Annotated in this window: 25 protein-coding genes; 6 read left to right on the forward strand and 19 right to left on the reverse strand. The window is 66.5% G+C overall.

The features are described 5' to 3' along the window. Nucleotides 1-799 precede the first annotated feature (799 nt). The 9 genes from ACJH6H_RS18220 to ACJH6H_RS18260 form a co-directional block, all read right to left on the reverse strand. Complete coding sequence (locus ACJH6H_RS18220; RefSeq protein ID WP_406775498.1) at nucleotides 800-1,294, reverse strand: hypothetical protein; 495 nt, start codon at nucleotides 1,292-1,294, stop codon at nucleotides 800-802. Then, complete coding sequence (locus tag ACJH6H_RS18225) at nucleotides 1,291-1,683, reverse strand: hypothetical protein (protein WP_406775499.1); 393 nt, start codon at nucleotides 1,681-1,683, stop codon at nucleotides 1,291-1,293. The genes ACJH6H_RS18220 and ACJH6H_RS18225 overlap by 4 nt, the downstream gene beginning before the upstream one ends. Nucleotides 1,684-1,690: 7 nt before the next feature. Beyond that, nucleotides 1,691-2,089 (reverse strand): hypothetical protein, encoded by a 399-nt coding sequence (locus ACJH6H_RS18230; protein ID WP_406775500.1) that lies wholly within the window; start codon nucleotides 2,087-2,089, stop codon nucleotides 1,691-1,693. Between the two features lie 97 nt (nucleotides 2,090-2,186). Then, the gene (groL, locus tag ACJH6H_RS18235) at nucleotides 2,187-3,806 is read right to left on the reverse strand and encodes a chaperonin GroEL (protein WP_212806839.1); all 1,620 of its coding nucleotides are present in this window, start codon (nucleotides 3,804-3,806) and stop codon (nucleotides 2,187-2,189) included. An 82-nt stretch (nucleotides 3,807-3,888) separates the two neighbouring features. Then, a complete protein-coding gene (gene groES / locus ACJH6H_RS18240) occupies nucleotides 3,889-4,191 on the reverse strand; it encodes a co-chaperone GroES (protein ID WP_029367666.1) in 303 nt (100 codons plus the stop codon). 208 nt (nucleotides 4,192-4,399) lie between these two features. Beyond that, nucleotides 4,400-5,212, reverse strand: coding sequence for a universal stress protein (locus ACJH6H_RS18245; RefSeq protein ID WP_406775501.1), 813 nt, complete (start codon nucleotides 5,210-5,212; stop codon nucleotides 4,400-4,402). Next, nucleotides 5,205-6,626, reverse strand: a complete 1,422-nt coding sequence (locus tag ACJH6H_RS18250; protein ID WP_406775502.1) for a hypothetical protein — start codon at nucleotides 6,624-6,626, stop codon at nucleotides 5,205-5,207. Before ACJH6H_RS18250 ends, ACJH6H_RS18245 begins: the two co-directional genes overlap by 8 nt. Before the next feature lie 30 nt (nucleotides 6,627-6,656). Further along, nucleotides 6,657-7,766 carry an Abi-alpha family protein gene (locus ACJH6H_RS18255; protein WP_406775503.1) on the reverse strand — a complete coding sequence of 370 codons (1,110 nt, stop codon included), beginning with the start codon at nucleotides 7,764-7,766 and terminating at the stop codon, nucleotides 6,657-6,659. A gap of 184 nt (nucleotides 7,767-7,950) precedes the next feature. Next, on the reverse strand, nucleotides 7,951-9,219 hold the full coding sequence (locus tag ACJH6H_RS18260) for a PucR family transcriptional regulator (RefSeq protein WP_406775504.1): 1,269 nt from the start codon (nucleotides 9,217-9,219) through the stop codon (nucleotides 7,951-7,953). A gap of 190 nt (nucleotides 9,220-9,409) precedes the next feature. Between ACJH6H_RS18260 and ACJH6H_RS18265 the strand changes: the two genes are divergently transcribed. From ACJH6H_RS18265 to ACJH6H_RS18275, 3 genes are read left to right on the forward strand one after another with little or no spacing between them, the layout of a single operon-like run. After that, on the forward strand, nucleotides 9,410-10,384 hold the full coding sequence (locus tag ACJH6H_RS18265; protein ID WP_406775505.1) for a PDR/VanB family oxidoreductase: 975 nt from the start codon (nucleotides 9,410-9,412) through the stop codon (nucleotides 10,382-10,384). Beyond that, nucleotides 10,381-11,406 (forward strand): Rieske 2Fe-2S domain-containing protein, encoded by a 1,026-nt coding sequence (locus ACJH6H_RS18270; RefSeq protein ID WP_406775506.1) that lies wholly within the window; start codon nucleotides 10,381-10,383, stop codon nucleotides 11,404-11,406. The genes ACJH6H_RS18265 and ACJH6H_RS18270 overlap by 4 nt, the downstream gene beginning before the upstream one ends. A 10-nt stretch (nucleotides 11,407-11,416) precedes the next feature. Next, the gene (locus tag ACJH6H_RS18275; RefSeq protein WP_406775507.1) at nucleotides 11,417-13,132 is read left to right on the forward strand and encodes a GMC oxidoreductase; all 1,716 of its coding nucleotides are present in this window, start codon (nucleotides 11,417-11,419) and stop codon (nucleotides 13,130-13,132) included. A 3-nt stretch (nucleotides 13,133-13,135) separates the two neighbouring features. Here ACJH6H_RS18275 and ACJH6H_RS18280 read toward each other — a convergent pair whose 3' ends face one another. The 9 genes from ACJH6H_RS18280 to ACJH6H_RS18320 all read right to left on the reverse strand — a co-directional run bounded on the left by ACJH6H_RS18280 (nucleotide 13,136) and on the right by ACJH6H_RS18320 (nucleotide 21,307). Continuing rightward, a complete protein-coding gene (locus ACJH6H_RS18280; protein WP_406775508.1) occupies nucleotides 13,136-13,570 on the reverse strand; it encodes a nuclear transport factor 2 family protein in 435 nt (144 codons plus the stop codon). Then, nucleotides 13,567-14,592 (reverse strand): tRNA (adenosine(37)-N6)-threonylcarbamoyltransferase complex transferase subunit TsaD, encoded by a 1,026-nt coding sequence (tsaD, locus tag ACJH6H_RS18285; RefSeq protein WP_406775509.1) that lies wholly within the window; start codon nucleotides 14,590-14,592, stop codon nucleotides 13,567-13,569. The genes ACJH6H_RS18280 and tsaD overlap by 4 nt, the downstream gene beginning before the upstream one ends. Continuing rightward, entirely contained in the window at nucleotides 14,589-15,089 is a 501-nt protein-coding gene (rimI, locus tag ACJH6H_RS18290) for a ribosomal protein S18-alanine N-acetyltransferase (RefSeq protein WP_406775510.1), read from the reverse strand. Before rimI ends, tsaD begins: the two co-directional genes overlap by 4 nt. Next, nucleotides 15,086-15,709 carry a tRNA (adenosine(37)-N6)-threonylcarbamoyltransferase complex dimerization subunit type 1 TsaB gene (gene tsaB / locus ACJH6H_RS18295; protein WP_406775511.1) on the reverse strand — a complete coding sequence of 208 codons (624 nt, stop codon included), beginning with the start codon at nucleotides 15,707-15,709 and terminating at the stop codon, nucleotides 15,086-15,088. Before tsaB ends, rimI begins: the two co-directional genes overlap by 4 nt. After that, nucleotides 15,706-16,167: a tRNA (adenosine(37)-N6)-threonylcarbamoyltransferase complex ATPase subunit type 1 TsaE gene (gene tsaE, locus ACJH6H_RS18300; RefSeq protein WP_020102514.1), complete on the reverse strand. Its 462-nt coding sequence runs from the start codon at nucleotides 16,165-16,167 to the stop codon at nucleotides 15,706-15,708. The genes tsaB and tsaE overlap by 4 nt, the downstream gene beginning before the upstream one ends. Further along, nucleotides 16,160-17,251, reverse strand: coding sequence for an alpha/beta fold hydrolase (locus tag ACJH6H_RS18305; RefSeq protein ID WP_406775512.1), 1,092 nt, complete (start codon nucleotides 17,249-17,251; stop codon nucleotides 16,160-16,162). The genes tsaE and ACJH6H_RS18305 overlap by 8 nt, the downstream gene beginning before the upstream one ends. Nucleotides 17,252-17,256: 5 nt before the next feature. Next, nucleotides 17,257-18,402, reverse strand: coding sequence for an alanine racemase (gene alr, locus ACJH6H_RS18310; protein ID WP_406775513.1), 1,146 nt, complete (start codon nucleotides 18,400-18,402; stop codon nucleotides 17,257-17,259). Nucleotides 18,403-18,501: 99 nt separating this feature from the next. Next, a complete protein-coding gene (locus tag ACJH6H_RS18315; protein ID WP_406775514.1) occupies nucleotides 18,502-19,923 on the reverse strand; it encodes a glutamate decarboxylase in 1,422 nt (473 codons plus the stop codon). Next, nucleotides 19,895-21,307 carry an NAD(P)H-hydrate dehydratase gene (locus tag ACJH6H_RS18320; RefSeq protein WP_406775515.1) on the reverse strand — a complete coding sequence of 471 codons (1,413 nt, stop codon included), beginning with the start codon at nucleotides 21,305-21,307 and terminating at the stop codon, nucleotides 19,895-19,897. The genes ACJH6H_RS18315 and ACJH6H_RS18320 overlap by 29 nt, the downstream gene beginning before the upstream one ends. Nucleotides 21,308-21,444: 137 nt before the next feature. On the opposite strand from ACJH6H_RS18320, the gene ACJH6H_RS18325 reads away from it, so the two are divergent. Beyond that, on the forward strand, nucleotides 21,445-21,810 hold the full coding sequence (locus ACJH6H_RS18325; RefSeq protein ID WP_406775516.1) for a hypothetical protein: 366 nt from the start codon (nucleotides 21,445-21,447) through the stop codon (nucleotides 21,808-21,810). A 3-nt stretch (nucleotides 21,811-21,813) separates the two neighbouring features. On the opposite strand, the gene ACJH6H_RS18330 is transcribed toward ACJH6H_RS18325, so the two are convergent. Then, the gene (locus ACJH6H_RS18330) at nucleotides 21,814-22,887 is read right to left on the reverse strand and encodes a zinc-dependent dehydrogenase (RefSeq protein WP_053855627.1); all 1,074 of its coding nucleotides are present in this window, start codon (nucleotides 22,885-22,887) and stop codon (nucleotides 21,814-21,816) included. 212 nt (nucleotides 22,888-23,099) lie between these two features. On the opposite strand from ACJH6H_RS18330, the gene ACJH6H_RS18335 reads away from it, so the two are divergent. Together ACJH6H_RS18335 and ACJH6H_RS18340 are read left to right on the forward strand one after the other, a co-directional pair. Then, a complete protein-coding gene (locus ACJH6H_RS18335; protein WP_406775517.1) occupies nucleotides 23,100-25,073 on the forward strand; it encodes a PTS mannitol transporter subunit IICBA in 1,974 nt (657 codons plus the stop codon). Nucleotides 25,074-25,097: 24 nt separating this feature from the next. Beyond that, complete coding sequence (locus tag ACJH6H_RS18340) at nucleotides 25,098-25,856, forward strand: DeoR/GlpR family DNA-binding transcription regulator (protein ID WP_406775518.1); 759 nt, start codon at nucleotides 25,098-25,100, stop codon at nucleotides 25,854-25,856. Nucleotides 25,857-25,993: the final 137 nt, after the last annotated feature.

Genomic DNA, 25,993 nt, shown 5'->3' on the forward strand with positions numbered 1-25,993 from the left:
CGGCACCGACACGGCCTGAACATCTCCGCCCACCTCAGCCCCGTCCCCGAATTCCCACCACCCCAGGGGACTTAGCCCTTGTCACGCCGATCAGTACCGCCCATACTTTCGACAACGAGCCGATGGGAACATGACCGGCGCCAGTGATGCACTCGTCGTGCCTACGCTGGTAATTTCGCATCGACGGGCTTACGAGTTCCTTCACTTCAACGACATGCCGCGCCGACTCGAAATCTGGCGTCGGCTCGTTCGCGCCCCTTGCACAGACACGATTGAGCTCGTAGTCGCGTAGGAGCCGACGAACAATTTCGACGGCTCGGGCCTCAACGTTCGTTGGCACACACCGGTCATGTTGACAACTCACAGTTCCAATTTTGCGCTACATTTCCACTTCGTCGTCCTGCTCTAGGACAACGAGGCTCCACACCCAGACGTTCGCCGTCCGTGCAGCCGTCGACTCGTCAGCGGCCCTGGGGCGAGTCCGCAGGCTCGCGGAACCAATAAGCGATGGTCGGGCGGGTGCGCTACCAGCCCAGATCTAGCCATCGCCCGGTACTTGCCAGCTCGTATCAGCCGTGCTCCAGACTGCAGTAGCACCGAGACAGCCGACCCAGCTGAGGGTGAGCTTGTCGTCTTCGTCGGATCCCCGAATTGGCTTTCGGCAGGCCGGGCATGTCCGGTGATTGCTTCAGAGGTCAGCGACTTCTGGCGGCAGCACGCGCGCTGCCTAGCGAGTACCTCGGTGCCTGTGCGTCACACCGGGCCACTCTCGGCGCCCCACCTCCTGGCACAACGTGCTCTAGCCGATCTTGCTGGCCGGAACGTAGATGTCCTCGGTCCAGTCGTCGCGAGTCATACCATCAATTCGAATACGCCAAGTAAATCGCTGCCCGGGCGCTAACGGCAGTCCTGCATTAAACATCAGCATAATTGTTGCTCTCGGCCGTACCGCCCCGTCCGGAACGTATCCCCAGTCCACTTTCGGATGTTCAAGCTGGTCTTCATGCCGCATACGGAGATATTGGGACTGGCCCAGCTGGCCTTCAATCCCGGGAATTGCAACCAAATCACCGTTGGCGTCTTCAAGAGATAATTCGACCAACGGCCGTCTACCAACAAACTTGGAGTCAAAATCAGCGGTTGCGACTACGGCGAAGGGTGCGGCTACTCCTGGCCGGGCGGTACCCGCGATAGTGATACCCGCGCCAACGAGTGTGAACTTGCCACTACTATCCAGCGTTCCGTAGTCGGCCAGCATGATCCGGACGCGGGCCGACTCTGCGACTTCACTCATGCAGTGAGTGCCATTGCAAGGTACTGCGCGCTGTCAGGCGCGACCGCATCATAGTGCGAGGTCGTCGCAGCAAAGGTCATCGTCTGCCGAGGCTCCGTCACCCTTAGGGTTAATCCATCGACCACTTGCCGGACCTGTTCTAGCAGCTCTGACGAGGTCAAGTAATGCTCGGGGACTAGCGACTTCCAATCCACAGCAAGATAAATCAGCCGAGCATCGTCTAGCACTCTCGTAACTTGACCGAACCCGATGACGTCCGACTCCGACTCGCGCACCACCACACGGTCGCCCACGCCAGGAACGGGACCGCCTTTAACATCCTCGAAGCCAGAGCGGGTCTGATTGCCCGCAACACGCACATTGAGATCAATGTGAACCTCGGTCAACATGTCGAACCTACCTCCGTTCTGGTCGAAAAGGTTCTAGGAACCGCTTGGCATCATCGATAGTTGGCGGATTGCCGAGAACCACAGAGTAGTGGGTAAGCGGCTCACCGGTCCATCCATCCTTTACAAACGTGAACTTACGGTCGAGAAGTTCCTGTGCTGTAGTACACAGCCAGTACTTTGAGTTGCTCACAGGATCGATACCGTCAAGCTCACTGTCCGCCAGCAGGCGTTTTACTACATCGTCGCGACCTTCATCATCGCGCGCATGGTCTGCGAAAACAGACGATCCGTAATGTCCCCCACAGTCAGGGTCGCGCGCATTCTGTTCCGCGCGTAGAAGCACCCTCTCGGCGTCCACAGGCCGGAAACGGATCACCACGGCATCGGGTCGCGGCATGTCAGGCATCGGAATAGACATTAGTGTCGGCCGGGGACGAAGCCGACAGACCCACTGACGAACGAAGCATCCCCGGCCGAGACCGGGGATGCTTCGCATTTTCCGCCTAGTGGGCGTGGCCGTGGTGGCCGTGCCCGTGATCGGCTTCCTCGGCCGGCTTGTCCACGACGGCCGTCTCGGTCGTCAGGATCATCCGGGCCACCGACGCGGCGTTGAGCACCGCGGACCGGGTCACCTTGGCCGGGTCGACGACACCGTCGGCCAGCAGGTCACCGTAGGTCAGGGTGGCGGCGTTGAAGCCGTGCCCGGCGGGCAGCTCGGCCACCTTGTTCACCACGACGGGGCCGTCGAGGCCGGCGTTGGTGGCGATCCAGTACAGCGGGGCGGACAGCGCCGAGGAGAAGACCTCGAGGCCGATCAGCTCGTCGCCGGTCAGCGAGCCACGCAGGCCCTCCAGCGCGGCACGGGCCTGGACCAGAGCGGCGCCACCACCTGTGACGATGCCCTCTTCCACCGCAGCCTTGGCGGCGGCGACGGCGTCCTCGACGGCTTCCTTGCGCTTCTTCAGGTCGGTCTCGGTGGCAGCGCCGACCTTGATGACGGCCACGCCGCCGGCCAGCTTGGCGAGCCGCTCTTCGAGCTTCTCGCGGTCCCAATCCGAGTCCGAGGCCTCGATCTCGCTGCGCAGCTGCGCCTTACGGCCGTCGATGGCCTCGGCGGTGCCGCCACCGTCGACGATCACGGTGCTGTCCTTGGTGACGACGACGCGACGGGCGGTGCCCAGCACGTCGAGGCCCGCCTCACGGAGCGTCAGGCCCACATCGGGGTTGACGACCTGGCCACCGGTGACGACGGCGAGGTCCTCGAGGAACGCCTTGCGACGGTCACCGAAGAACGGCGCCTTGACCGCGACGGCCTTGAGGGTCTTGCGGATGGCGTTGACGACCAGGGTCGACAGGGCCTCGCCCTCGATGTCCTCGGCAACGATCAGCAGCGGCTTGCCGGCCTGGGCGACCTTCTCCAGCAGCGGCAGCAGGTCGGGCAGCGAGCTGATCTTGTCGCGGTGCAGCAGCACCAGCGCGTCCTCGAGGACGGCTTCCTGCGAGTCGAAGTCGGTGACGAAGTACGCCGACAGGAAGCCCTTGTCGAATCCGACGCCCTCAGTCACCTCGAGCTCGGTGTTCAGGGTCGAGGACTCCTCGACGGTGACGACGCCGTCGGCACCGACGCGGGTCATGGCCTCACCGACCAGCTCACCGATCAGTTCGTCGCGCGACGAAACGGTCGCGACCTGGGCGATGGCGGTCTTGTCGGACACCGGCTTGGCCGCGGCCAGCAGGGCCTCGGACACCGCGTCGGCGGCCTTCGAGATGCCCGCGCCGAGCGCGATCGGGTTGGCACCGGCCGCGACGTTGCGCAGGCCGGCCTTCACGATGGCCTGGGCCAGCACGGTGGCGGTGGTGGTGCCGTCGCCGGCAACGTCGTTGGTCTTGGTCGCGACGGACTTGACCAGCTGGGCGCCCAGGTTCTCGAACGGGTCTTCCAGGTCGATGTCGCGGGCGATGGTGACGCCGTCGTTGGTGACCTGCGGGCCACCGAAGGCCTTGGCCAGCACGACGTTGCGGCCACGCGGGCCGATGGTGACGCGGACCGCGTCAGCGAGCTTGTCGACACCGGCTTCCATGGCCCGGCGCGCAGCTTCGTTGAATTCAATCTGCTTGCTCATAAGAGCCTTTCGCTGAGACGCATACCGCCCCGGACATCACCCGCACAGACATGCGGGGACGACCGGGGCGGGACACGAACGCTTACTTGGAGACGACAGCCAGCACGTCGCGGGCCGACAGGATCAGGTACTCCTCGCCGTTGTACTTGATCTCGGTGCCGCCGTACTTGCTGTAGATGACGGTGTCGCCCTCGGCAACGTCCAGGGGGATCCGCTTCTCGCCGTCCTCATCCCAGCGGCCGGGGCCAACTGCGACGACGGTGCCTTCCTGCGGCTTTTCCTTGGCGGTGTCAGGGATGACCAGACCGGAAGCGGTCGTGGTCTCGGCCTCGTTGGCCTGAACGAGGATCTTGTCCTCGAGTGGCTTGATGTTGACTGCCACGATGGAAGCCCTCCACTTGGTTGGTATGTCGATCCAGGGCCAATCCCCGGATGCCAGGTTGTTCGGCAAGCGTCCTGACCACACACCGTCGTCGCGGGTGCCGGAGCGCGGTTGGCCGCGTGCCACCTAGCACTCTATACACGCGAGTGCTAGCGCTCAAGGGTGGGGCAGTGCCGGATTCGGCGAACTCGCTGTCGGCGGAAACAGCAGGCTACCCAGCGGCCGGTGACGTGGGGACCAGGAGCAGGTTGGACGTCGCCCGATGGGTGACGGTGTTGGCCGTCGACCCGAGGACGCGGGCGAAACCCGCCATGCCGCGGTTTCCGATCACGATGACGTCATATTCGGCGGCCGCGAGCACGTCGGCGGGGTCGCCCGCCAGCGCGAGCCGCTCCAGTGAGCCGGTGACCCCCAGCCGGCGTTCGACGTCGTTCAGCGTCTCCTCGGCCGCGGCGGTGTCGCCGGCGACGGTGACCAGGATCGGCCTGGCGCCGAGTGCAGCCGCCAGGTCGTACCCGGCACGTACCGCACGCACCGAGGTGCCGGAGCCGTCGGTGGCCAGGGCGATCGTCGGCACCGCCGAGAGCGGCTTACGCACGAACAGCACGTCGACGGGGCTGTGGTGCGACAGTTCGTTCGAGGTACTCCCCCACAGCCGGCTGGACGTGTGGCCGAACCCCGCGGCCCCGACCACGATCAGCGGCCGCTCGGCCTGCGCCGCGGCGTCGACAAGGGCGTCGAACGCGCTGCCCTTCACCGCAATCTTCTCGATCGTCGTGACGCCCAGCGCGGTGAGATCGACGTCGGCGCCCGCGGCCGTCAGGTCTGCCCACGACTGTTCCCGTCCACCCGGAACCGAGACGCTGGGCTTCCACGCGGTGACGACGGTGACCGGCGCACCGAGGCCGGCCGCCACCACCCCGGCGACGGTGACCGCGTCGGTCGCCTCGTCGGACCCGTCGGTGCCGACGACGATTCTGGAATAGGACGCCATGGCGACCCTTTCGCTCGGGGTGTCAGGCACCGAAGACGAGGATGTGGACGGCGCCGACGAGGATGCCCAGGAGCCCACCGTGGGCGTACAGCAGCCAGGCGTCCTGCTCGATGGCGGAGTACAGCATCTCGCCGAACTTGTCGGGCGGCAGCGCCCGGAACTTCTCGGTCGCGAACGTCTCGATCTTCTTGGCCTGTGTCTTGTTGAACCCGGGGTCGTAGAGGACGCTCGGGGCGAAATCGACCAGCTTGTCCCCGGCACCGCGTTGCAGCCCTTCGACATCCACGACACCGAACGAGTTGCGCGCAACGACCAGGTACGGGCCCAGGATGCGCTCGGCTTCTTCACCGACCGCGGACTGGATCAGCGCCCGGGTCTTGTCCGCACTGGCACCGTTGAGTAGTTCATGCGCGAAGTTCTTGACCGTCAGGACCTGTAACGACAGCATCGTCGCGAGTTCGTGGGCGGCCTGGTGCTGCCGCTTCGCGAAAAGCCCTTGCTTCCAGAGGTATTTGTAGCGGGGCTGCGGCTCGCCGGGCTCGAATACGACTTTGATCGCGATGATGTTGACGACGATGCCGATCACCGCGGCGCCGGCGAGCACCCACAGCCAGGTCGGCAGGAAGTGCAGGATCGAGTCGAGGAACCCCGGCAGGTGGATCGCGAAACCGCCATGGGTCGCAGCATGTTCGCGCGCCTCATCGCTGGAGTAGTAGATCAGCGACAGCCACAGCGCGAGCAGCACGCCGAACGGAAAACCCAGCGCGCCGATACGCACCATGAAGCGCAGCTCGGGCACCGCCATGCCTTTGATGATGTCCCGCAACACTTCCGGGTTGCGGCGCAGGAAGTTGACGGTCATCAGCTTGACGTTGAGCAACTGGTCGATGTTCTCGCCGATCTTGGCGAAGGCCCGCTTGGAGATGGTCGGCAGCTCGGCGTCGACGGTCTGCAGCACCTCGTCCTTCAACGGCTGCGGCAGCGACCGCCACATCTGTGGATGCCGGGCCTCGATGATCTCGGTGGTGAGCCGGCCGATATCCGGCCTGGCTGCCACCGCAATGGCTTTGGCGAGTTTGTCGGGATTGAGTTGTTCGTAGAAATCCGAAATCTTGCCGATCCGGGCTATGGACGTGTCGACGATGAGGCTGGCCATCTTCTCGGCGCGACACGGAATGAATCCCTGGAAACCCAGAATTCCGTTGGGCGCGAAGGTGGGCAGAATCTGAACCTTGCGGGGCAGAAAGGGAAATATCCGTTTCAGGCCCGGCACATAGAAGCCGGTGAAGCGGACGGGTGCGAACAACATGATGACGCCGGTCCAGTTGGTGATCAAGCCGGCGATCGCGCTGAAGATCGGCACGCTGATGATGTCGACGACGAATTTCGATTGTCCGGTGAGCTCCTCCCAATCAAGAAAGGGCCCGGCGGCGAGCGTTGTCATGAAATATCCCTGGGCTTGTCGGGGGGCGGATCAGTGCTTGGGTTTGTACGCGGCGGGATCGGGCGGCCCTTTTCCGATGATCTTGTCGCCGCGCTCATCGGTGGCCCAGCCACCGGCGTTGTAGCCGTCGGTGTCGATGCAGACCTCGCAGAACTGTTGGCCGAATTCCGACAGATAGATGCTGCGGTACACGCTGATGGTCTTGGGTATCGACTCGGTCACCTCGAGGGCACGCGGTTGCACCTCGAGCAGAGCGTAGCGCCGGTAGTCCGCCACCGGCTCGGACGAAAAGCGCACCAGACCAAGACGATTGAGGTTCGCGAGATAGCGCTGGTCGGCCTCCGGCCAACGGCACCCGGCCATGTCCGCGATCATGTTCACGCCGCTGACGAGCCGCTCCGAGCCAACCTGGAACATCGTCTTCGTCCGGATGTCGATGGACGGCTGCGTGCCCGCGACGGCCAGGAAGCGCAGCATCCGGACTTCATCCGGCGCAAGCTCGCTGAGGATCTGTCCGAATGCCGGATGACGGTGCGCCTGTTTACGTGTCGGCTTCTGCGACTTCGCAATCAGTTCGTCGCCCCAATGGCGCAAATCGGCGTCGCTGTCGTGCTTCGCCACTTTCTTGTCCCCGTCACGGTTTTCGGACTTCTTCTTGGCGGTGTCGCCGGAACCCATCACCTTGCGCACCGGTGTTACGGCCACACCGATCACGGTGGCAGGATTCAGCGCCGACTCCGCGGCGCGCTTGAGGCCGCCGAAGAGTCCCGGGGTCTCGGCCGGCGACGCGTCCGGCGCCACGACGGGCAGCACAGCGGTTGCCGCAGCGGCATTTTCGTCGCCATCGTCAATATCGTCGCTGCCCTCGGCCCCTTCAGTCGGCGACGGGACCGCGGCCGGCGCCGGATGCGTCTCGCGTCCGGGCAACCGACTCAGAATGTTGACGACCTTCAGCAAGTCTCCGGCGGCAGCCCGGGTCGATTGCACCGCGGCGGCAATGTCACGCGCGGTGTCGATGCCCAGCTTGGTGAGCGGATCGACTATGGCGCCCAAGGGATTACTGCTCTGATTCTGATCTTGACCGCGATCGGCGGAAGGCGACGTGTCACGCGCTTCGTCGGATTTTGGATCGTCGCCCATGATTCGCCTCCGTCGGACCGTGCGAGTAATTATCCAAAGGACCGACTCGCTGACATGCGTTTCGCAGTGATCCAAAAACTACTGACGGCAGCGCACGCGAACTACGTCGCAAACAGCCAAAGTTCGTACCGCACCCGGTGTACGTGTTGTCGACGGTCCACAAATGGACCGCCGCGACGAATTGTCAGTTCAGAACGGCCTGACCGAACCAGTGGCACAGCAGCAATGCGACCTCGACCTCGATGCGGTCGTCGACAATCGGCGTGCCGCGGCGACTGATCGCGCGGTTCACCCGGTACTTGATCGAATTCGAATGCAGGTGCATTTCGTCGGCAGCCGCTTTGAAACTCGAGCCGGTCCGCAGGAACACCCGCAATGTCTCGCGGAGGCGTTCGTCGTTCTCGGTGTCGCTCGCGAGCGGGCCCAGGATTTCGGCGACCCAGGCGCCGACCGATCCGATGTTGTCGCCGAGCAGCGTGGCGACCGGCAACCCCGGATCGCTCGCCGCGGTGATGCGGCGCTCGGCCGAGCCCGAGACCACCGCAACCGCGCGGGCATCCACCGCTTGTTCATGTGAACGCCGGAAACCTTCGATACCCGGCAACGGATTGCCCATCGCGATCCACGGCGAATCCTGTTGCATTGCCGCCAATTCACGAACCCGGTCCGAGGCGCCCTCGGCGTCGCGCGCCGACAGCGGCAGCCAGACCCAGGCGGTCAGATGGTCGACCGAGAGGAACAGGGGCGGCTCATGGGTGCCGAGCGCCGTGGCGAGGTGGTTCGCGAACCGTTCCATCCGCACGAGCGCATCGCTGCCGGTGGCAGCGGGATACCACAGCGCAAGCGCCAGGTGTACCCGCCGGAGCGGGTAGCGGATCTCCTCGGTGAGCTCGTCGACGTCACTGGCAGCAGTGGTGAGGATTGCGCGAACCCGCTGGGCCCGCATGCTGTTTCGGTTTTCCACCCACCGGTCGTACTCCTGCTGGTAGGTGATGAGCACCTGCTGCGAAATCCAGTCGATATAACCGAACGCGATGGTCTGGAAGTACTTGAAAACTTCGAGGCCCCAACGCGGATCCATGTCCGATTCCGCGATCTCGTCGAGCACGAAGTTCATCACTTCCTGGTGGCCCAGCCGGTAGGCGCGCACCACCGCGTTTGCGGGAACGCCGCGCTGCGCCATCCGCCTGGCGTGTTCGAGCGACTCCGTCGGCGGGACGACGTCCTTGATCGGGATCCGGTGCCGGATCGAGGCGAAGACGGTCTCGACGTTGGCGGCGACGGTATGCGCCTGCAATTCCATCAGCTGCGCATCCTCGCTGAGCTCGGCGATCTCGGTGAGGAGGATCTTCTGGATCGACTGCGTGATGTCACCCAACTTGCCGTCGAGCCCGCCGATCACCTGTGCTGCGCGCGCGACGACGTCCTGCTCTTCGGCGCGTCGTTCCGGCATGAAACGACCGTAGATCACCAGGCGCCGAAGTTGCTGCAAATCGGGCTTTGTCCCCGCACGACAATGACGCCCCGCAAACCCTTCGAGAGTTGGTCGTCGCGAGACGTCGATTCGAACCGGCTCGGTGAATAGCTTTCGTAAACATCACACCGACAAGGAGGTCAACCGTGAGCGATGAGCAGAAGGCATCGTGAGTAACGCTGCATACCGGGAAGTCGAGGTCGACCTCGAGGTCCGCCGGCGCGAGCAGTCAGCGGACGGTGTCGTCACGCTGACCCTCGCCGACCCCTCCGGCGCGGACCTGCCCGAGTGGACCCCCGGCGCTCACATCGACCTGGTCATGTCGCCGTCGCTGACGCGGCAGTACTCCCTGTGCGGCAGCACCGCCAGCCGCACCGAGTGGCAAGTGGGCATCCTGCTCGACCCGAACAGCCGTGGCGGCTCGCAGTACGTCCACGACAAGCTGCACGAGGGCACCACGGTCCGGGTTCGCGGGCCGCGCAACCACTTTGCGCTCGTCAATTCGCCGCGCTACCAATTCGTCGCGGGCGGTATCGGCATCACGCCGATGCTCCCCATGATCGAGGCCGCCGAGGCCACGGGCGCCGACTGGCAGTTGATCTACGGCGGCAGCTCCCGCTCATCGATGGCGTACCTGGATGCACTGAAGCGCTTCGGCGACCGCGTCACCGTCTGTGCGCGTGACGAGCACGGCGACGCTTTCCGGACGAAGCTGTCGGCGGTGCTGGCGGCACCGCAGGACAAGACGTTGGTCTACTGCTGTGGGCCCGAGGGCCTGCTCGACGCGGTCGAGAAGGGCTGCCAAGCCTGGCCCGACGGCAGCCTGCACCTCGAGCGCTTCTCTGCGAAGACCATCGAGGAACCGGCCGACGCCCTCGACACGTTCGAGATCGAGTGCCAGCGTTCCGGCATCACCCTGACCGTGCCGTCGGACAAGACGATCTACGACGTCGCCGAAGAAGCGGGCCTGGACGTGCTGGGGTCGTGCATGGAGGGCGTCTGCGGCACCTGTGAATGCGAAATCATCGCCGGCATCGGCGATCACCGCGACTCCGTGCTCAACGATTCGGAGAAGGCGGAAAACAAAACCATCATGATCTGCGTCTCGCGCTCCCGGTCCGAAAGGCTGGTGCTCGACCTATGAGAACCAACTACCCGTTGAACTGCTGGTACGTGGCCGCACTCAGCGATGAGGTCGGCGCGGGACTGCTCTCCCGGCGTCTGCTGGACAAGCACGTGGTCCTGTACCGCCGAGCCTCCGGCGACGTGGTGGCCCTGGAGGACCGCTGCGTGCACCGCGCCTATCCCCTGTCGGAGGGCCGGTTGGACGGCGACCGCGTGGTCTGCGGCTACCACGGCTTCAGCTACAACCCCGACGGCTGTCTGACCGACGTGCCGTCGCAGGAGAACGTGCCGCCCGGCGCCCGGGTGCCGGCGTACCCGGTCGTCGAGACCGCGCCGTTCGTCTGGATCTGGCTCGGTGAGCCGCGCGCCGCGGCCCTGCGCCCGCCGCCCCGCGTGCCGTGGTACCTGGACGGTACCGGCTGGACCGGCTCCACCGAGGTCCTGCGCGTCGAGGCGAATTACCTTCTGCTGCACGAGCATTACCTCGACCTGACCGACGTGTTCATCACCCGTCCGGAGATGGTGCCGCCCGATATCCAGCAGCTGCCGCCGCTCGACGAGGTCGAGATCTCCGAACGCTCCGTGGCCTATACCCGGGTGACTCAGCCGAGTCGCCTTGCGCCGTGGGAGTCGGCGATCACCGGATTGCCTGAGGAGACGGTCGCCATCCGGCGTGAAGAAGGCACGTTCGTGTCACCCGCGCTGCACACGCAGCACTACGCCATCGACGTCATCGATGGAAAGTCGTACGGGCTCTTGCGGATTCACGGGTTCACGCCCGAATCCCCCGGCGCGACACACGTCTTCCTGCAGTTGGCGCGCAACTACGACAGCGCCGAGGACAGCATCACCGAGTACCTGCGGATCATGTTCCACGAGTGGGCCATCCGCAATGCCACGATCCTGGAGACGATTCAGCGGCGGCTCGACGGACCCGGTGGCCGCCGGCGCGACATCAACGTCAAGGCCGACCGGGCCGCGATCCGTGCCCGGCGTATCGCCATGGACATGGTCGACGACGAAACCAGCTTTTTCAACTGAGGAGAAGTACATGTCCAACACCGACTATGACGTGATCGTCGTCGGGTCCGGATTCGGAGGTAGCGTCACCGCGCTGCGATTGACCGAGAAGGGCTACCGTGTCGGCGTTCTGGAGGCCGGCCGTCGATTCACCGACGACCAGTTCCCCAAAACCAGTTGGGACGTCCGGAAATTCGTGTGGGCGCCCAAGCTGGGCTGCTACGGCATTCAGCGCATCCACATGCTGCGCGACGTCGTCATCCTGGCCGGGGCGGGTGTCGGCGGCGGGTCGTTGAACTACGCCAACACCCTCTACAAGCCGCCCGCGACGTTCTTCAACGACCCGCAGTGGGCCCACATCACCGACTGGTCCGACGAGCTCTCGCCGTTCTACGACCAGGCCAGGCGCATGCTCGGCGTGGTGATCAACCCGAGCATGACCCCGGCCGACGACATCATGAAAGCGGTCGCCGAGGACATGGGTGTCGGCGACACGTTCGTGCAGACCCCGGTCGGGGTGTTCTTCGGTGAGCCCGGCAAGACCGTGGCCGATCCGTTCTTCGGCGGCGCCGGCCCGGACCGTACCGGGTGCATCGAATGCGGCAGCTGTATGACGGGCTGCCGCTACGGCGCCAAGAACACGCTGCTGAAGAACTACTTGGGGCTGGCCGAGAATGCCGGTGCCACAGTGCATCCGCTGACGACGGTCGATTCCGTGCGGCAGAGTCCGAGCGGCATCTGGGAGATCGACACCGTGCGCACGGGCCGGACCCTGCGCAAGAACCGTCGCACCTTCACGGCGCGGCACGTCGTCCTTGCGGCCGGTACCTGGGGTACCCAGAATCTGCTGCACAAGATGAAGGACAACGGCGCCCTGCCCCAGCTGTCGGACCGCCTCGGTGTTCTCACCCGCACCAACTCCGAATCCATCGTCGGCGCAATGAAATACAAGGTCGACCCGGCGCTCGACCTGACGCGCGGCGTGGCGATCACGTCGTCGTTCCACCCGACCAGCGACACCCATATCGAGTCGGTGCGTTACGGCAAGGGCTCCAACGCGATGGGTCTGCTCCAGACCCTGATGACCGACGGCGGTGGCCGATGGCCGCGCTGGTTGAAGGCCCTGGGCCTCGCTGTGACGCATCCGCGCGCGTTGCTGCGGGTGCTGACGGTCGACCATTGGAGTGAGCGCACGGTGATCTCGCTGGTGATGCAGAACCTCGACAACTCGATCACCACGTTCACCAAACGCGGACTGCGAGGCCGGCATCTGTCGAGCAAGCAGGGCCACGGCCAGCCCAACCCGACGTGGATCCCGGCCGGCAATGACGCGACCCGCCGGGTTGCCCAGAAGATCGACGGCGTAACGGCCGGTACCTGGGGCGAGCTGTTCAACATCCCGATGACCGCGCATTTCCTCGGCGGTTGCGCCATCGGCTCGGACGCCGAGCATGCGGTGATCGACCCGTACCACCGGGTCTACGGCTACCCGACGCTGAGTGTTGTTGACGGGTCGGCGGTTTCGGCGAACCTCGGGGTCAACCCGTCGCTGACCATCACCGCACAGGCCGAGCGCGCGGCGGCCATGTGGCCCAACAAGGGCGAGGAGGACCTGCGTCCCGAGCAGGGGCTGCCCTATCGTCGGGTGGACGCTGTCGCTCCGATCAAACCCGTTGTGCCGGCGGGCGCGCCGGGGGCGCTGCGACTGCCCCTCATCCCGCTCTCCCCGGCTGCGAACGATGCCTAGCGGCTACAGCGACATGTTCAGGTGATCGGACACGTCACCAACCATCTGCACATCCACGACGCGTTCGGTGAAGTACCAGCCCGAGTCGTCGCGCGCGAACGCATCGGCATAGCGGCCCACCACGATGGGTTGCAGCGGCACCGTTTCGGTCTGCTGCACCACGCAGAACGTCGACCGGGCGCGGGCGGTGTCGCCGTCGAGTTCAACGATCGGGTTGAGCACCAGATGCCGGGTGCGCGGGGTGTTCCCGTGATCGGGGAAACGGCGGGTGGTCGTGGCGAACAGCGCCGCGATGGCCTCGGCGCCGGCAACGCCCATGAAGTTCCCGCGCCCCAGCAGTTTTCCCACGCCATCGAAGTCACCGGCGTCGATCAGTTCGGCGTACCGGTACAGCAGCTCGGTGATCTCCAGTTTGTCCGCGGCATCCTGGAGGCTCACGCGATCTGGCCTTTCACCACCGGCAGCCCCGGGTCGCTCGGCACGTCGAGCCGCGACGGTTTGGCTCCCGCCGCGATCAGGTGCGCGGCGAACGAGGCGATCATGGCCCCGTTGTCGGTGCACAGTCGTGGCCGGGGCACCCGCAGCGTCAAACCGGCCTCGGCGCAACGTTCTTCGGCCAGCTCCCGCAGCCGCGAATTGGCGGCCACTCCCCCGGCGATCAGCAGCGTGGACACGCCCAGGTCGGTGGCCGCGCGAACGGCCTTGCGGGTCAATACATCCGCGACGGCCTCCTGGAAACCGGCCGCGACGTCGGCGTGCGACGCGTCGGGGTGCTTCTCCATGTGGCGGGCGACGGCGGTCTTGAGGCCGGAGAAGCTGAAGGCGTACGGGTCATCTCGAGGACCGGTCATGCCGCGCGGGAACACGATGGCGTTCCGATCGCCCTGGCGGGCCAGCTCGTCGAGCACGCGGCCGCCGGGGTAGCCGAGGCCGAGCAGCCGGGCCACCTTGTCGTAGGCCTCGCCCGCCGCGTCGTCAACGGTGCTGCCGAGTTCCTCGATCGGCTCGCCCAGGGATCGCACATGCAGCAGGTGCGTGTGTCCACCCGACACCAGCAGCCCGACACTCTCGGGCAGCGGGCCGTGGTCGTAGACGTCGGCGGCCAGATGCCCACCCAGGTGGTTGACGCCGTAGAAGGGCACACCCCACGCCGCCGAATATGCCTTGGCCGCAGCCACACCCACCAACAGTGCACCGGCCAGGCCGGGCCCGATGGTCGCGGCGACAACGTCGGGCCGCTCGATGCCGGCGGCCGCCAGGGCGCGATTCATGGTGGGCCCCAGCGATTCCAGGTGCGCACGCGAGGCGATCTCGGGGACCACGCCGCCGTAACGCGTGTGCTCGTCGACGCTGGAGGCGACCTCGTCGGCCAAGAGCGTCACGGTGCCGTCGTCCGCCAAGTCGCAGATGCCGACACCTGTTTCGTCACAAGAACTTTCGATTGCCAAGATGATTGTCATGAGCCTGACTCGCTCCTCACGTCCGCGTCGCCTGACACGCTGCTCACCTGCGCGTCCCGTCGCATGGTGTACGCGTCCGCGCCACTGATCCGGTAATACCGCTTGCGCACACCCATTTTCACGAACCCGACGCTCTCGTACAGGCCGATTGCCGGCTCGTTGTCGGTGCGCACCTCGAGGAACACGGTGCCGCCGTCGGCAATGGCCAACAGCCGGTCCAGCAGCTCGCGGCCGATGCCCTGGCCCTGGTACGCCGGATCGACGCCGATGGTGTGCACCTCGTACTCGAACGGCGGTTTACGGCCCAGCCGGCTGATGCCGGCATACCCCACCAGAAGCTTGCCGTCCCGCGCGGCGACGTAGTGGTTGTGCTCCGAGTCGAGCTCGCGGATGAAGGCGACTGCCGGCCACGGGTCGTCGCCGGGGAACAGGATCGCCTCGAGCTCGCCGCACCGGTCGGCGTCGCCGACCGTCAGGTGACCGTACTCGATGGTCACGAGAGTCCCCGCTCGGCAAGGGTTTTCGCGTCGGGGCGGCGCAGGTAGAGCGGCACCAGCGCGGCAGGCGGCTGGTCCCAGTCGGCGGCGGTCACGAGTCCGGTCACAGTCGGGTATTCGACGTCGAGCGACGGCAACGGGAACAGCGCGGCCTGCGCGGCCGGGCCGGCCACCGAACCCGACCCGGGCTCGACGTCGGCCGCAGCGCTCACCGACGGCCCATCGACCCGCACGCCGTCGCGGTAGCGCGCCCAGTACACCTCGCGGCGGCGGGCATCGGTGACCACCAACAGTTCTCCAGCAGTCGCCGGGGCGATCGCATCCAGGCTGCATACGCCGTATACGGGGATGCCGAGCGCCTGCCCATACGCGGCCGCGGTGGCCATGCCGACGCGTAACCCCGTGAACGGGCCCGGCCCGCAACCGACGACCACAGCTTCCAGATCGGCGAACGTGATACCGGCATCGGCAACGGCCGCAATCACATTGGGTGTCAACTGCTCGGCGTGCGCGCGGGCGTCGATGGTGATCCGTTCGGCCAGCACCTCGACGCCGGCCGCGGCACGCCGTGCCACACCGGCGGTGACGGCCGGAGTGGCGGTATCGATGGCGAGAATCATCCACGGCTCCAATGCCAGACAGCGGTACGGGTGTCGTCGTCGGCGCGCTCCAACCGGATGTCCAGATGGCTGGCCGACAGTCGCTCGGCCAGACCCTCGCCCCACTCGACGACCACCACGGCGTCATCGAGGTCGGTGTCGAGGTCGAGCGAGTCGAGTTCTCCGAGCAGGTCGGTACTGCCCGAGTCGAGCAGCCGGTACATGTCGACGTGCACCATCGCGGGGTGTCCGGCACGGCGGGCGGGGTGCACCCGGGCCAAGACGTACGACGGCGACGTCACGGCACCGTCGACGTCCATTCCCTGCGCAATTCCCTTGGCCAGCATGGTTTTCCCCGCGCCCAGCGGGCCCGTGAGCACCACGACGTCACCGACCTTGAGCTCGGCGCCGAACCGGGCGCCGAGTGCCATCGTGTCGGCCTCGGTCGGCAGGTGCACGGTGCCGTGCGAATCATCCATTGCGCTTGGCCTTTCCACGCAGATGCCGGGTGAGCGCCACCAACCGTGACGGCGTGGCGTGCTCGACGAAGCGCTCCAGCGCCTCGTTGATCAGTTCGGGTTGCTCCATGTGCACCATGTGCCCGGCGCCTTCGACGATCACCAGCTCGGACTTCGGCAGCTGCCGGGCCATCGCCTGGGACTTGGCCAGCGGGGTGAGCAGATCGTGGTCGCCGCAGGCGATCAGGGTGGGCACGTGCTGCAGGACCGGCAGCGCGCCGGCCTCGTCGTGGGTTTCGAGTGCGTGCAGGAACTCGACGGTCGTGCGGATCGACGTGCTGTGCGTCATCTTCTCGACGTACCGCGCCACCGAGGGACTGACGGCGTCGTCACCGAACGATGCGGCCTTGAGCACGGGACCGATGACGGCCTTTGCCGCACCACGGCCCGCACTGACTGCTCCGGGCGCGAACCGCACCGCCGCCTTTGCCGCCTCCAGCGCGGGATTCTGCAGCACCTCACCCAGCGGCGACCGGGTAACCCCTTGTGCCGCAGAGGCGAGGATGGCCACGCCGCACACGCGGGCCGGGTAGTTGTGCGGAAACTGCCGGGCGTGCGACAGCACCGTCATGCCGCCCATCGAGTGACCGACCAGCACCACGGGACCACGCGGCGCCATCACCCGCATGACCGATTCGAGGTCCTGCCCCAGTTGCGGGACGGTGTACGAGTCGGTCGGGCCCGCCGAGGACCGGCCGTGACCGCGCTGGTCGTAGAACACCATGCGGACCTGATCGCCCCACCGCTCGGCCAGCCGGGCCCGCTGAAAGTGGAAGGAGCCCATGCTGTTACAGAAACCGTGGGCGAAGAGCACCGTCAGCCGGGCGTCTTTCGGGCCGACCTCGCGGACCGCCAGCGGCACGCCGTCGGTGGCCGTCACCACGTACCCGCGGTCGGCGTCGAGCGTGGTGAAATCCTCACCCGCGTAGGGATCTTCACCACCACGGCGGCGCAACGAGCGGGCGACGCTGACCCCGGCGACCGACCCCACGGCAGTGAGCCCGGCCATGCCCGCCAGCCACCGGGCATTCCTGTTGTCGCTCATGGACGTCAGCCCGTCGACTCGCGATAGGTCCGGGCGATCCGGCCCCGCGGGCTGGTGACGACCTCGTAGTTGATGGTGCCCAGCAGTTCGGCCCAGTCCTGCGCCGTCGGCTCACCGGAGGCACCCGAGCCGAACAGCACCGCCTCGTCCCCCACCTTGACACCGGCACCATCGGGGCCGAGATCAACGACGAACTGGTCCATACAGATTCGGCCGACGTTGCGGTACCGGGCGCCGTTGATGGCGACGTCGATGCGTCCGCTCAGATTGCGGAACACGCCGTCGGCGTAGCCGAGCGGGATCAGCCCCACGGTGGTGTCGCGGTCGGCGATCCACGTGTGTCCGTAAGACACACCGTCGCCGGCTTTGATCGAACGCACCGCGGTGACAGGGCATTTCAGCGTCATGACGGGCCGCAGGCCGAAATCCCCGAGCGCGGGGATCGGCGTCTGCCCGTAGACGGCGATGCCCGGCCGCACCACATCGAAATGCAGGTCGGGCCGCGTCAGGGTCGCGGGCGAATTGGCCAGGTGCGCCACTTCGAAGTGCACGCCGACCTCCGCTGCCTGTTTCCGCGCGGCGGTGAGGCGGGCGGCCTGCGTGTCGTTCATCGGGTGCTGAGGGTCATCGCCGCATGCGAGGTGGCTCATGATGCCGCGGGGGCGCACCGCGCCGTCGGCGGCCGCCCGGGCGATGGCATCGAGCAGGGCCGGGTACTCGGCGGGGCTGACGCCGTTGCGGCTCAGGCCGGTGTCGACCTTGACGGTGAGCGTGGCGGGTGCACCGCTGCGGCGCACGCCGTCGAGCACGTCGTCGAACTGCCGCACCGATGCCACCGCAACCTGTACATCGGCGGCCAGTGCGGGCGCGAAGTCGGTGCCGGGCAGGTTCAGCCAGGACAGCACGGGCGCCGTGATGCCGGCCTCCCGCAGCGCCAGCGCCTCGGTGATGTTGGTGACACCCAGCTCGGCGGCCCCGGCCGCCAGAGCGGCACGCGCCACCTGCGGCGCGCCGTGCCCGTAACCGTCGGCCTTGACCACCGCCATCACCGCGGCGCTGCCTGCGCGTTCCCGCAGAAGCCGCACGTTATGCGCAATAGCGCCCAGGTCGATGACGGCCTGGGCAGCAGGTTGAGGATCGGGCGAACTCATATCGCCTCCGATTCTCCCAGACGCCCGCTGGTCCGCGTCGAGCCTGAGCTTGTGCACCACAATTTCCGGAGATCTGGAACACAAGCTCAGGTTCGTCCGCTAGTGGGCGAACGGCTGCACGTCGTCGAACTGGCCCTTCGGTTTGAGCTCGTCGAGGCTGTTCAGCACGGTCGTCAGGTCGTCGCGCAAGGCGCGGGCCAGGTCCGCCGAGAAGCCTTCGCGCACCACCACACGCAGCACTGCGATGTCCGTCGCACCCTCGGGCATGGTGTACGCCGGCACCTGCCAGCCGTAGGCGCGCAGTGCGTGTGACACGTCGAATTCGGTGTAGGGCCGTTTGCCCTTGAGCCGGCACGCGATCACCGGGATGGCCGAGCCGTCGGTGATGACCTCGAAGTGCTCGCTGCCCCGCAGCTCGTCACCGATCCACCGGGCGGTGTCCGACAGGCAGCGCATGATCTGCGTGTAGCCGGCCCGGCCGAGACGCAGGAAGTTGTAGTACTGGCCGACAACTTGATTGCCGGGCCGGGAGAAGTTCAGGGTGAAGGTCGGCATGTCGCCGCCCAGGTAGTTGACCCGGAAGACGAGGTCCTCGGGCAGGTGTTCCCCGCTGCGCCAGACCACGAAGCCGATGCCGGGGTACGTCAGCCCGTACTTGTGGCCGCTGACGTTGATCGAGACGACCCTCGGCAGCCGGAAGTCCCACTCCAGGTGCGGGTGCAGGAACGGCACCACAAAACCACCGCTGGCCGCGTCGACGTGGACGGGGATGTCCAGGCCCTTGTCCTGCGCGAGCTGATCGAGCGCCGCGCAGATCTCGGCGATGGGCTCGAGCTCACCGGTGAACGTGGTCCCCAGGATGCCCACCACCCCGATGGTGTCCTCGTCGACATTGGCGAGCACCTGCTCCGGGGTGATGACGTAGCGGTCCTCGGCCATCGGCAGATACCGCGGCTCGACGTCGAAGTAGCGGCAGAACTTCTCCCACACCACCTGGACGTTGGAACCCATGACCAAGTTGGGCGTGCGTCCCTTCCAGTCACCTACCTTCTGGCGCCATCGCCATTTGAGGGCCAGGCCGGCCAGCATCACAGCCTCGCTGGAACCGATGGTGGACACGCCGCACGCTGACGACGGGTCATCGTCACGCAGGCCGTCTGCGTGGAACAAGTCGGCCACCATGCACACCGTCCTGGCCTCGATCGCCGCGGTGGCCGGGTATTCGTCCTTGTCGATCATGTTCTTGTCGAACGTCTCGGCCATCAGCTTTTCGGCCTCGGGATCCATCCACGTCGTGACGAACGTCGCGAGGTTCAGCCGGGAGCTGCCGTCGAGCATCAGCTCGTCGTGGATGAAGCGGTACGCGGCCTGCGGGTCCATCGGGTCGTCGGGCAGACGCAGCGACGGAACCGGTGCGGTGGAGAGTCTGCCGGTGTAGGCGGGGCTCATCACCGATGCGCGAACATGCTTGTGCGACACAAAAGTTCCCTTCTTAGAGTGATGCGACGGCGGCCCGGACATGGGCCAGGATGCGGTGCGCCGACGTGGGCGCGGGGTTGGGACCGGGGTCATGTGCGGCGAGGTCGGCCGCACGAGCGTGGACGAACGCGGCCATCGCGGCGGCCTCGCCTGGCGCGATTCCCGATGCCAGCAGCGCGCCGATGATGCCGGACAGGACATCGCCGGATCCGGCTGTGGCAGCCCAGGATTGACCGGCGGGATTGAGGTACGTGGTGCCGTCGGCTTCGGCGATGATGGTGACGTTGCCCTTCAAAAGGACGGTGGCACCCAGGCGTTCGGCCAGTTCGCGGGTAGCGGCCACCCGGTCGGTCCCGGGCGGATGTCCGGCAAGCCGGGCGAATTCGCCGGCATGGGGAGTCAGCACCGTGGGTGCCGCGCGGTCTGCGACGAGGTCGGGGTCGGCCGCCAACAAGGTCAGCGCATCGGCATCGACGATCACCGGCAGATCGGTGGCCAGCGCGAACCGCAGCGCATCGTCGCCGGCGGTGTCGGTGCCGAGGCCCGGGCCGACCACCCACGCCTGGACCCGCCCCGCAGCCGTCGCATCCGGCGCCGCAACGACTTCCGGCCAGTGCGACACCACTTCGGCGTGCGCGGAGCCGGCGTAACGCACCATGCCGGATGTCGCGGCCACGGCGGCGCCGGTGCTCAAGATCGCCGCGCCCGGATAGATCGCCGACCCGGCGAGCACGCCCTTGACGCCCTGGCTGTACTTGTCGTCCGACGGGTGCGGCACCGGCCAGCGGACGCGGACGTCGTGCGCCTCGAATCCGAGGAACGTCGGCTCCGGCAGGTCGAGTCCGATGTCGATCAGTTCGACGCGGCCGCAGTCCGCCAGTCCGTGTATGGGTTTGAGTCCGCCGAAGGTGACGGTCAGCGCGGCGTGCACGTGGGGGCCGTCGGTGGCACCGGTCTGGACGTCGATACCGCTGGGCAGATCGACGGCGACGACGGGCGCGGTGTTGGCGTCGAAGACCGCTGCGGCATTGGGCCGGAGCGGTCCGCTGGCGCCGATACCGACGACGCCGTCGATCACCAAATCGGTTGATGGCGGAATGCTTTCAACTACCCTGCCGCCTGATTTTCGAAATGCGGTGAGCGCCTTCGAATGGGTGCGATCCGGGTTCAGGAGCACCGCCGTGGCGGCCGCACCGCGGCGGCACAGGAAGTTGGCCGCCCAGAGCGCGTCGCCGCCGTTGTCCCCCGAGCCCACCACCGCACAAACGCTGCGCCCGCTCACGCCGCCGGTGCGGGTTTTGAGTTCTGTGGCAATCGCCGTCGCCAGCCCGTAGGCCGCGCGGCGCATCAGCACGCCATCGGGCAGGGAAGCCAGCAGCGGCGCCTCGGCCGCACGGATCTGCTCGGCGGTGTAGTAGTGCCGCATAGCTCCGAAGGTTACGCACTTCCGCCCCGCAGGGGTTGGCATGTGCGTCAAATTCGGGCGTCGTGCGTGAGCGTGTGTGCGGACTTCTGGCGATTTTTCGCACACACGCTCACGTTCGGCGCGGATAACATCCCGCCATGACCTACGGCTTTCCGGCGCCGCCACCGGCCAGGCCCCCACTGTCGAGCGGCGACCTCGCCGCGTCGATCAGCGCGCTGGTGCTCACGTACGTCGGCGGCGGCGTGGCGGCATTCTTCGCGGTGTTCGCGTTGGCGTTCACCGACTACTGTCCGCCGGCGACCTGTCACATCGACGCCGGGATCAACGCCATGGCAGCAGGATTCATCGCGGCCATGGTGGTGGCACTGGCCGGCACGGTCGTCACCGTCATCCGACTGGTGAAGCGCCTGCGCGCCTGGCCATTTGCCGTCGGCACTCTGGGGTTGTGTGCCGTCCTGTGTGTGCTGGCGATCGGCGGCTATATCGCCGCCGTCGGCGGCTGAGGCTCAGACGAGAACCGCGCTGGGCTCCACCGTCACCTTGATGGCCTCGCCGTTCTGGACGATCGAGAACGCATCGAGAACCTCGTCGAGTGCGATGTGCCGGGTGATCAAGTCCTTCACCGGAACCTGACCGGTTGAGATGTAGTGCAGTGCCCGCTTGTTGTGCTCCGGCGCAGATCCATTGGCGCCGTGGATATGCAGCTGCCGGTAGTGCACCACATTGGAATCGCAGGTGATCGTCGGGTTTGTCTTGGGCAGGCCGCCGAAGAACGAGATACGTCCGTTGCGCGCGGCCATCGCGATGGCCTGCTCCTGGGTGATGTTGGCGGCCGTCGCGGTGATCACCACGTCGGCGCCGCGGCCGCCCGTCAGTTCCATGACCTTCTCGACGACGTCGACCTCCGCCGCGTTGATCACCGCATCGGGGTGCACGGCATCCGCGGACATCGCCAGGCGGGCGTCGTTGACGTCGACGAGGTACACCGGCCCGCAGTCGTGCACGCCACGGGCGATGCGGATGTGCATGCACCCGATGGGGCCGGCACCGAACACCACGACGGTGTCACCCGGCTCGATGCCGAGCAGATCCTGGGCGTTGATGGCGCACGCGAAGGGTTCCGCGGCCGACGCCTCGTCGTACCCGACGTTGTCCGGAATCCGGTTCAGCCCATCGACTTTGAGTACCTGGCGGGGCACGATCATGTACTCGGCGAACCCGCCGTCGTACTGGTAGCCCATCGAAGTCTGGTTCTGGCAGACCGCCATCCAACCCTTGCGGCACTCGTGGCACTCACCGCACGGGACCGCCGCGATCACCTGCACCCGGTCCCCCTCGGCCCACTCGGTGCCGTAGGTGGCATTCACGTCGGCGCCCACCTCGACGATGTCACCGGCGATCTCGTGCCCGATGGTCCGCGGCGGTGTCAGGTTCTGGTGCCCGTTGTGCAGGATTTTCACGTCCGTGCCGCACGTCGAGCAGTTGCGCACCCGGATCTTGATCTCGTCGGGCCCACATACCGGTTCCGGCACGTCTTCGAGCCGGACGTCCTCGGGTGCGTAGTAGCGCAGCGCTTTCATGGCGTTCCTTCCGGTTGTCCGGCCTGGCCGGCAAGTGTGTCGTGGTTCACTCTGCGCCCACTCTAACGGCAATTCGGGCATAACTCCAAACTTTTTCGTGCCCATTTTTGCCCATTTGCTTGCCATCGTGCCCGCATGTGGGCTTTACTCATAACACACGGTGATGTGACGGGCATCACCTTCGCGGCCGGTCGAGGTGGAGGTCCAACACAGTGAACGCAACGACGGAAACACCGCAGCGCGTCAGCCTGCGCGTGCGCGTGCAGCAGCTCGGCACCGCGCTGTCGAACATGGTGATGCCGAACATCGGCGCCTTCATCGCCTGGGGCCTGATCACGGCGCTCTTCATCAAGACCGGCTGGCTGCCCGGCCTCTTTCACTCACTGCAGAACCCGGACGGCTGGGTGGCCCACATCGGCGGCTGGGGCACGTACGAAAAGGGCGGCATCGTCGGGCCGATGATCACCTACCTGCTGCCGATCCTCATCGGATCCACCGGCGGGCGGATGGTGTACGGAACCCGCGGAGCCGTCGTCGGCGCCATCACCACCATGGGCGTGGTTGCCGGGTCCGATGTTCCGATGTTCATGGGCGCAATGATCATGGGGCCATTGGGCGGCTGGGTCATCAAGAAACTGGATGCGTTGTGGGACGGCAAGATTCGCCCCGGTTTCGAGATGCTGGTGAACAACTTCTCGGCCGGCATCGCCGGCCTGGTGCTGGCAGTCATCGGGTTCTTCGGAGTCGGCCCGGTGGTATCGGCATTCACCCGCGGCGCCGGCCACGGCGTCGACTTCCTCGTCGGCCACGACCTGCTGCCCCTGACCTCGATCTTCATCGAGCCTGCCAAGGTGCTCTTCCTCAACAATGCCATCAACCATGGCGTGCTTACTCCCCTTGGCACCACCCAGGCGCTCGCCACCGGCAAATCGGTGCTGTTCCTACTGGAAGCCAATCCGGGACCCGGCCTGGGAATCCTGTTGGCGTTCATGGTGTTCGGCCGCGGCGCCGCCAAGGCATCCGCACCGGGCGCCGCCATCATCCAGTTCCTCGGCGGCATTCACGAGATCTACTTCCCGTACGTGCTGATGAAGCCGAAGCTGATCGCCGCCACCATCCTGGGCGGAATGACGGGCGTCTTCATCAACGTGCTGTTCGGCTCCGGCCTGCGTGCACCCGCCGCACCCGGCTCGATCATCGCCGTCTACGCCCAGACCGCCTCCGGCAGCTACCTCGGCGTCACGCTGTCGGTGTTGGGTGCCGCAGCCGTTTCGTTCGCGGTGGCCTCCGTGCTGCTCAAGACCGACCGCGCCACCGACGAGCCCGATCTGGCCGCAGCCACCGCCGAAATGGAGGCGCTGAAGGGCAAGCGCTCCAGCGTGGCGTCGGCCCTGGTCGGCAGCTCTGCGTCCGCTCCCATCACCAATATCGTGTTCGCCTGCGATGCCGGCATGGGTTCGTCGGCGATGGGAGCCTCGGTGCTGCGCAAGAAGATCCGTGACGCCGGATTCACCGGAGTGACGGTGGTCAACCAGGCCATCTCCAATCTCACCGACACCTACGGGCTGGCCGTCACCCACCGCGATCTCACCGAGCGCGCCCGGCAGAAGACCCCGTCGGCGATCCACGTCTCGGTCGACGACTTCATGAACTCGCCCCGCTACGACGAAATCCTCGAACTGCTGGGACGTACCAACGGCGCCCCTGGGTCGTCGAGCGAATCCGCCACAGCGCCAAGCGAACCCACTGCCGATTCCGACGATGTGCTGTCGCTCGACTCGATCGTGCTGGCCGGCTCGGCCACCACCGCCGAGGCCGCCATCACCGAGGCCGGCAACCTGCTGGTCTCCGCGCACGCCGTCGACACCTCTTATGTCGACGCCATGCACGAGCGCGAGAAATCTGTATCGACGTACATGGGCAACGGCCTGGCGATCCCGCACGGCACCAACGACGCCAAGAGCGCGATCCGCCATTCCGGAATTTCCTTCGTCCGCTATCCCGAACCCATCGACTGGAACGGCAAGCCCGCCGAGTTCGTGGTGGGCATCGCGGGCGCCGGCAAGGACCACATGGCGCTGCTCACGCGGATCGCCCAGGTGTTCCTGAACAAGGACGAAGTGGACCGGTTGCGCCGGGCCAGCACCCCAGAGGAGGTCCGGGCGGTGCTGAGCGAAGCCCGGTAAACGCCGACCGCAAGAATGTCATCCGTGGATTCCGACAGCCGCCAGCGCCAGATCGTCGAGTTCGCCCGCACCCGCGGGCGGGTCGAGGTGCTGGCGCTGGCCGAAGAACTGAACGTGGCGTCGGAGACCATCCGCCGCGACCTGAAGGTGCTGGCCGGTCGCCGCATGCTCAAGCGGGTCCACGGCGGAGCCATCCCCCTGGAAACAGCGGCGTTCGAATCGACGGTGGAGTACCGCAGCCAGGTCGACCTGGCCCAGAAGCACCGGATCGCGGCCGCGGCCGCCGACCTGCTGCACGGAGCCGAAACCGTCTATCTGGACGAGGGTTTCACTCCGCGGCTCATCGCCGAACAGCTGGCACATCGGGAACTGACGGTGGTGACGTCGTCATTGTTGGCCGCCGAAGCGCTGGCCCACAGCGAGACCGTGACGGTGTTGCTGCTCGGCGGACGAATGCGCGGACGAACCCTCGCGACGGTGGACAACTGGGCGGTGGAGCGCTTGCGCAGCCTGGTCATCGATGTCGCCTACCTCGGCACGAACGGCATCACGCCCGAGCACGGACTGACCACTCCGGATCCCGCGGTGGCCGCGGTCAAGCAGACCGCGGTGTCGGTCGCGATGCGCCGGATTCTGGTGGCCGCCCACTCCAAATTCGGTGAGACCAGCTTCTGCCGGTTCGCCGACGTGTCCGACTTCGATGCGATCGTCACCGGTACGGAACTGCCGGCCGCGGAGGCGGCGCGCTATGAGGCGCTAGGGCCGTCGGTGGTGCGCGCCTGAGTGTTGCCGAGGCGTTCCCGCGGAGCCGTCGGGGCGCCGGATCGGGGCGTCAACGTGTATCGCTGCATCGGCGCGCAGGCGTGCCCGGCTGAGCACACGCGCTGCCCGGCCGAAGTTGGCGCCCAATCCTTTCCGGG

Origin of the sequence: Mycobacterium sp. SMC-21 (assembly GCF_045310825.1) — a bacterium.
Classification (GTDB): Bacteria; Actinomycetota; Actinomycetes; order Mycobacteriales; family Mycobacteriaceae; genus Mycobacterium.

Excerpts from the sequence above, each read along its gene's own strand:
- ACJH6H_RS18220 (WP_406775498.1), bottom strand. The coding sequence starts at position 1,294 with ATGAGTGAAGTCGCAGAGTCGGCCCGCGTCCGGATCATGCTGGCCGAC.
- ACJH6H_RS18225 (WP_406775499.1), bottom strand. The coding sequence starts at position 1,683 with ATGTTGACCGAGGTTCACATTGATCTCAATGTGCGTGTTGCGGGCAAT.
- ACJH6H_RS18230 (WP_406775500.1), bottom strand. The coding sequence starts at position 2,089 with ATGCCTGACATGCCGCGACCCGATGCCGTGGTGATCCGTTTCCGGCCT.
- groL (WP_212806839.1), bottom strand. The coding sequence starts at position 3,806 with ATGAGCAAGCAGATTGAATTCAACGAAGCTGCGCGCCGGGCCATGGAA.
- ACJH6H_RS18250 (WP_406775502.1), bottom strand. The coding sequence starts at position 6,626 with ATGACAACGCTCGCCGCCGGGCCCTTTCTTGATTGGGAGGAGCTCACC.
- ACJH6H_RS18255 (WP_406775503.1), bottom strand. The coding sequence starts at position 7,766 with ATGGGCGACGATCCAAAATCCGACGAAGCGCGTGACACGTCGCCTTCC.
- ACJH6H_RS18260 (WP_406775504.1), bottom strand. The coding sequence starts at position 9,219 with ATGCCGGAACGACGCGCCGAAGAGCAGGACGTCGTCGCGCGCGCAGCA.
- ACJH6H_RS18270 (WP_406775506.1), top strand. The coding sequence starts at position 10,381 with ATGAGAACCAACTACCCGTTGAACTGCTGGTACGTGGCCGCACTCAGC.
- ACJH6H_RS18275 (WP_406775507.1), top strand. The coding sequence starts at position 11,417 with ATGTCCAACACCGACTATGACGTGATCGTCGTCGGGTCCGGATTCGGA.
- tsaD (WP_406775509.1), bottom strand. The coding sequence starts at position 14,592 with ATGACAATCATCTTGGCAATCGAAAGTTCTTGTGACGAAACAGGTGTC.
- tsaB (WP_406775511.1), bottom strand. The coding sequence starts at position 15,709 with ATGATTCTCGCCATCGATACCGCCACTCCGGCCGTCACCGCCGGTGTG.
- tsaE (WP_020102514.1), bottom strand. The coding sequence starts at position 16,167 with ATGGATGATTCGCACGGCACCGTGCACCTGCCGACCGAGGCCGACACG.
- ACJH6H_RS18305 (WP_406775512.1), bottom strand. The coding sequence starts at position 17,251 with ATGAGCGACAACAGGAATGCCCGGTGGCTGGCGGGCATGGCCGGGCTC.
- alr (WP_406775513.1), bottom strand. The coding sequence starts at position 18,402 with ATGAGTTCGCCCGATCCTCAACCTGCTGCCCAGGCCGTCATCGACCTG.
- ACJH6H_RS18315 (WP_406775514.1), bottom strand. The coding sequence starts at position 19,923 with ATGTCCGGGCCGCCGTCGCATCACTCTAAGAAGGGAACTTTTGTGTCG.
- ACJH6H_RS18320 (WP_406775515.1), bottom strand. The coding sequence starts at position 21,307 with ATGCGGCACTACTACACCGCCGAGCAGATCCGTGCGGCCGAGGCGCCG.
- ACJH6H_RS18325 (WP_406775516.1), top strand. The coding sequence starts at position 21,445 with ATGACCTACGGCTTTCCGGCGCCGCCACCGGCCAGGCCCCCACTGTCG.
- ACJH6H_RS18330 (WP_053855627.1), bottom strand. The coding sequence starts at position 22,887 with ATGAAAGCGCTGCGCTACTACGCACCCGAGGACGTCCGGCTCGAAGAC.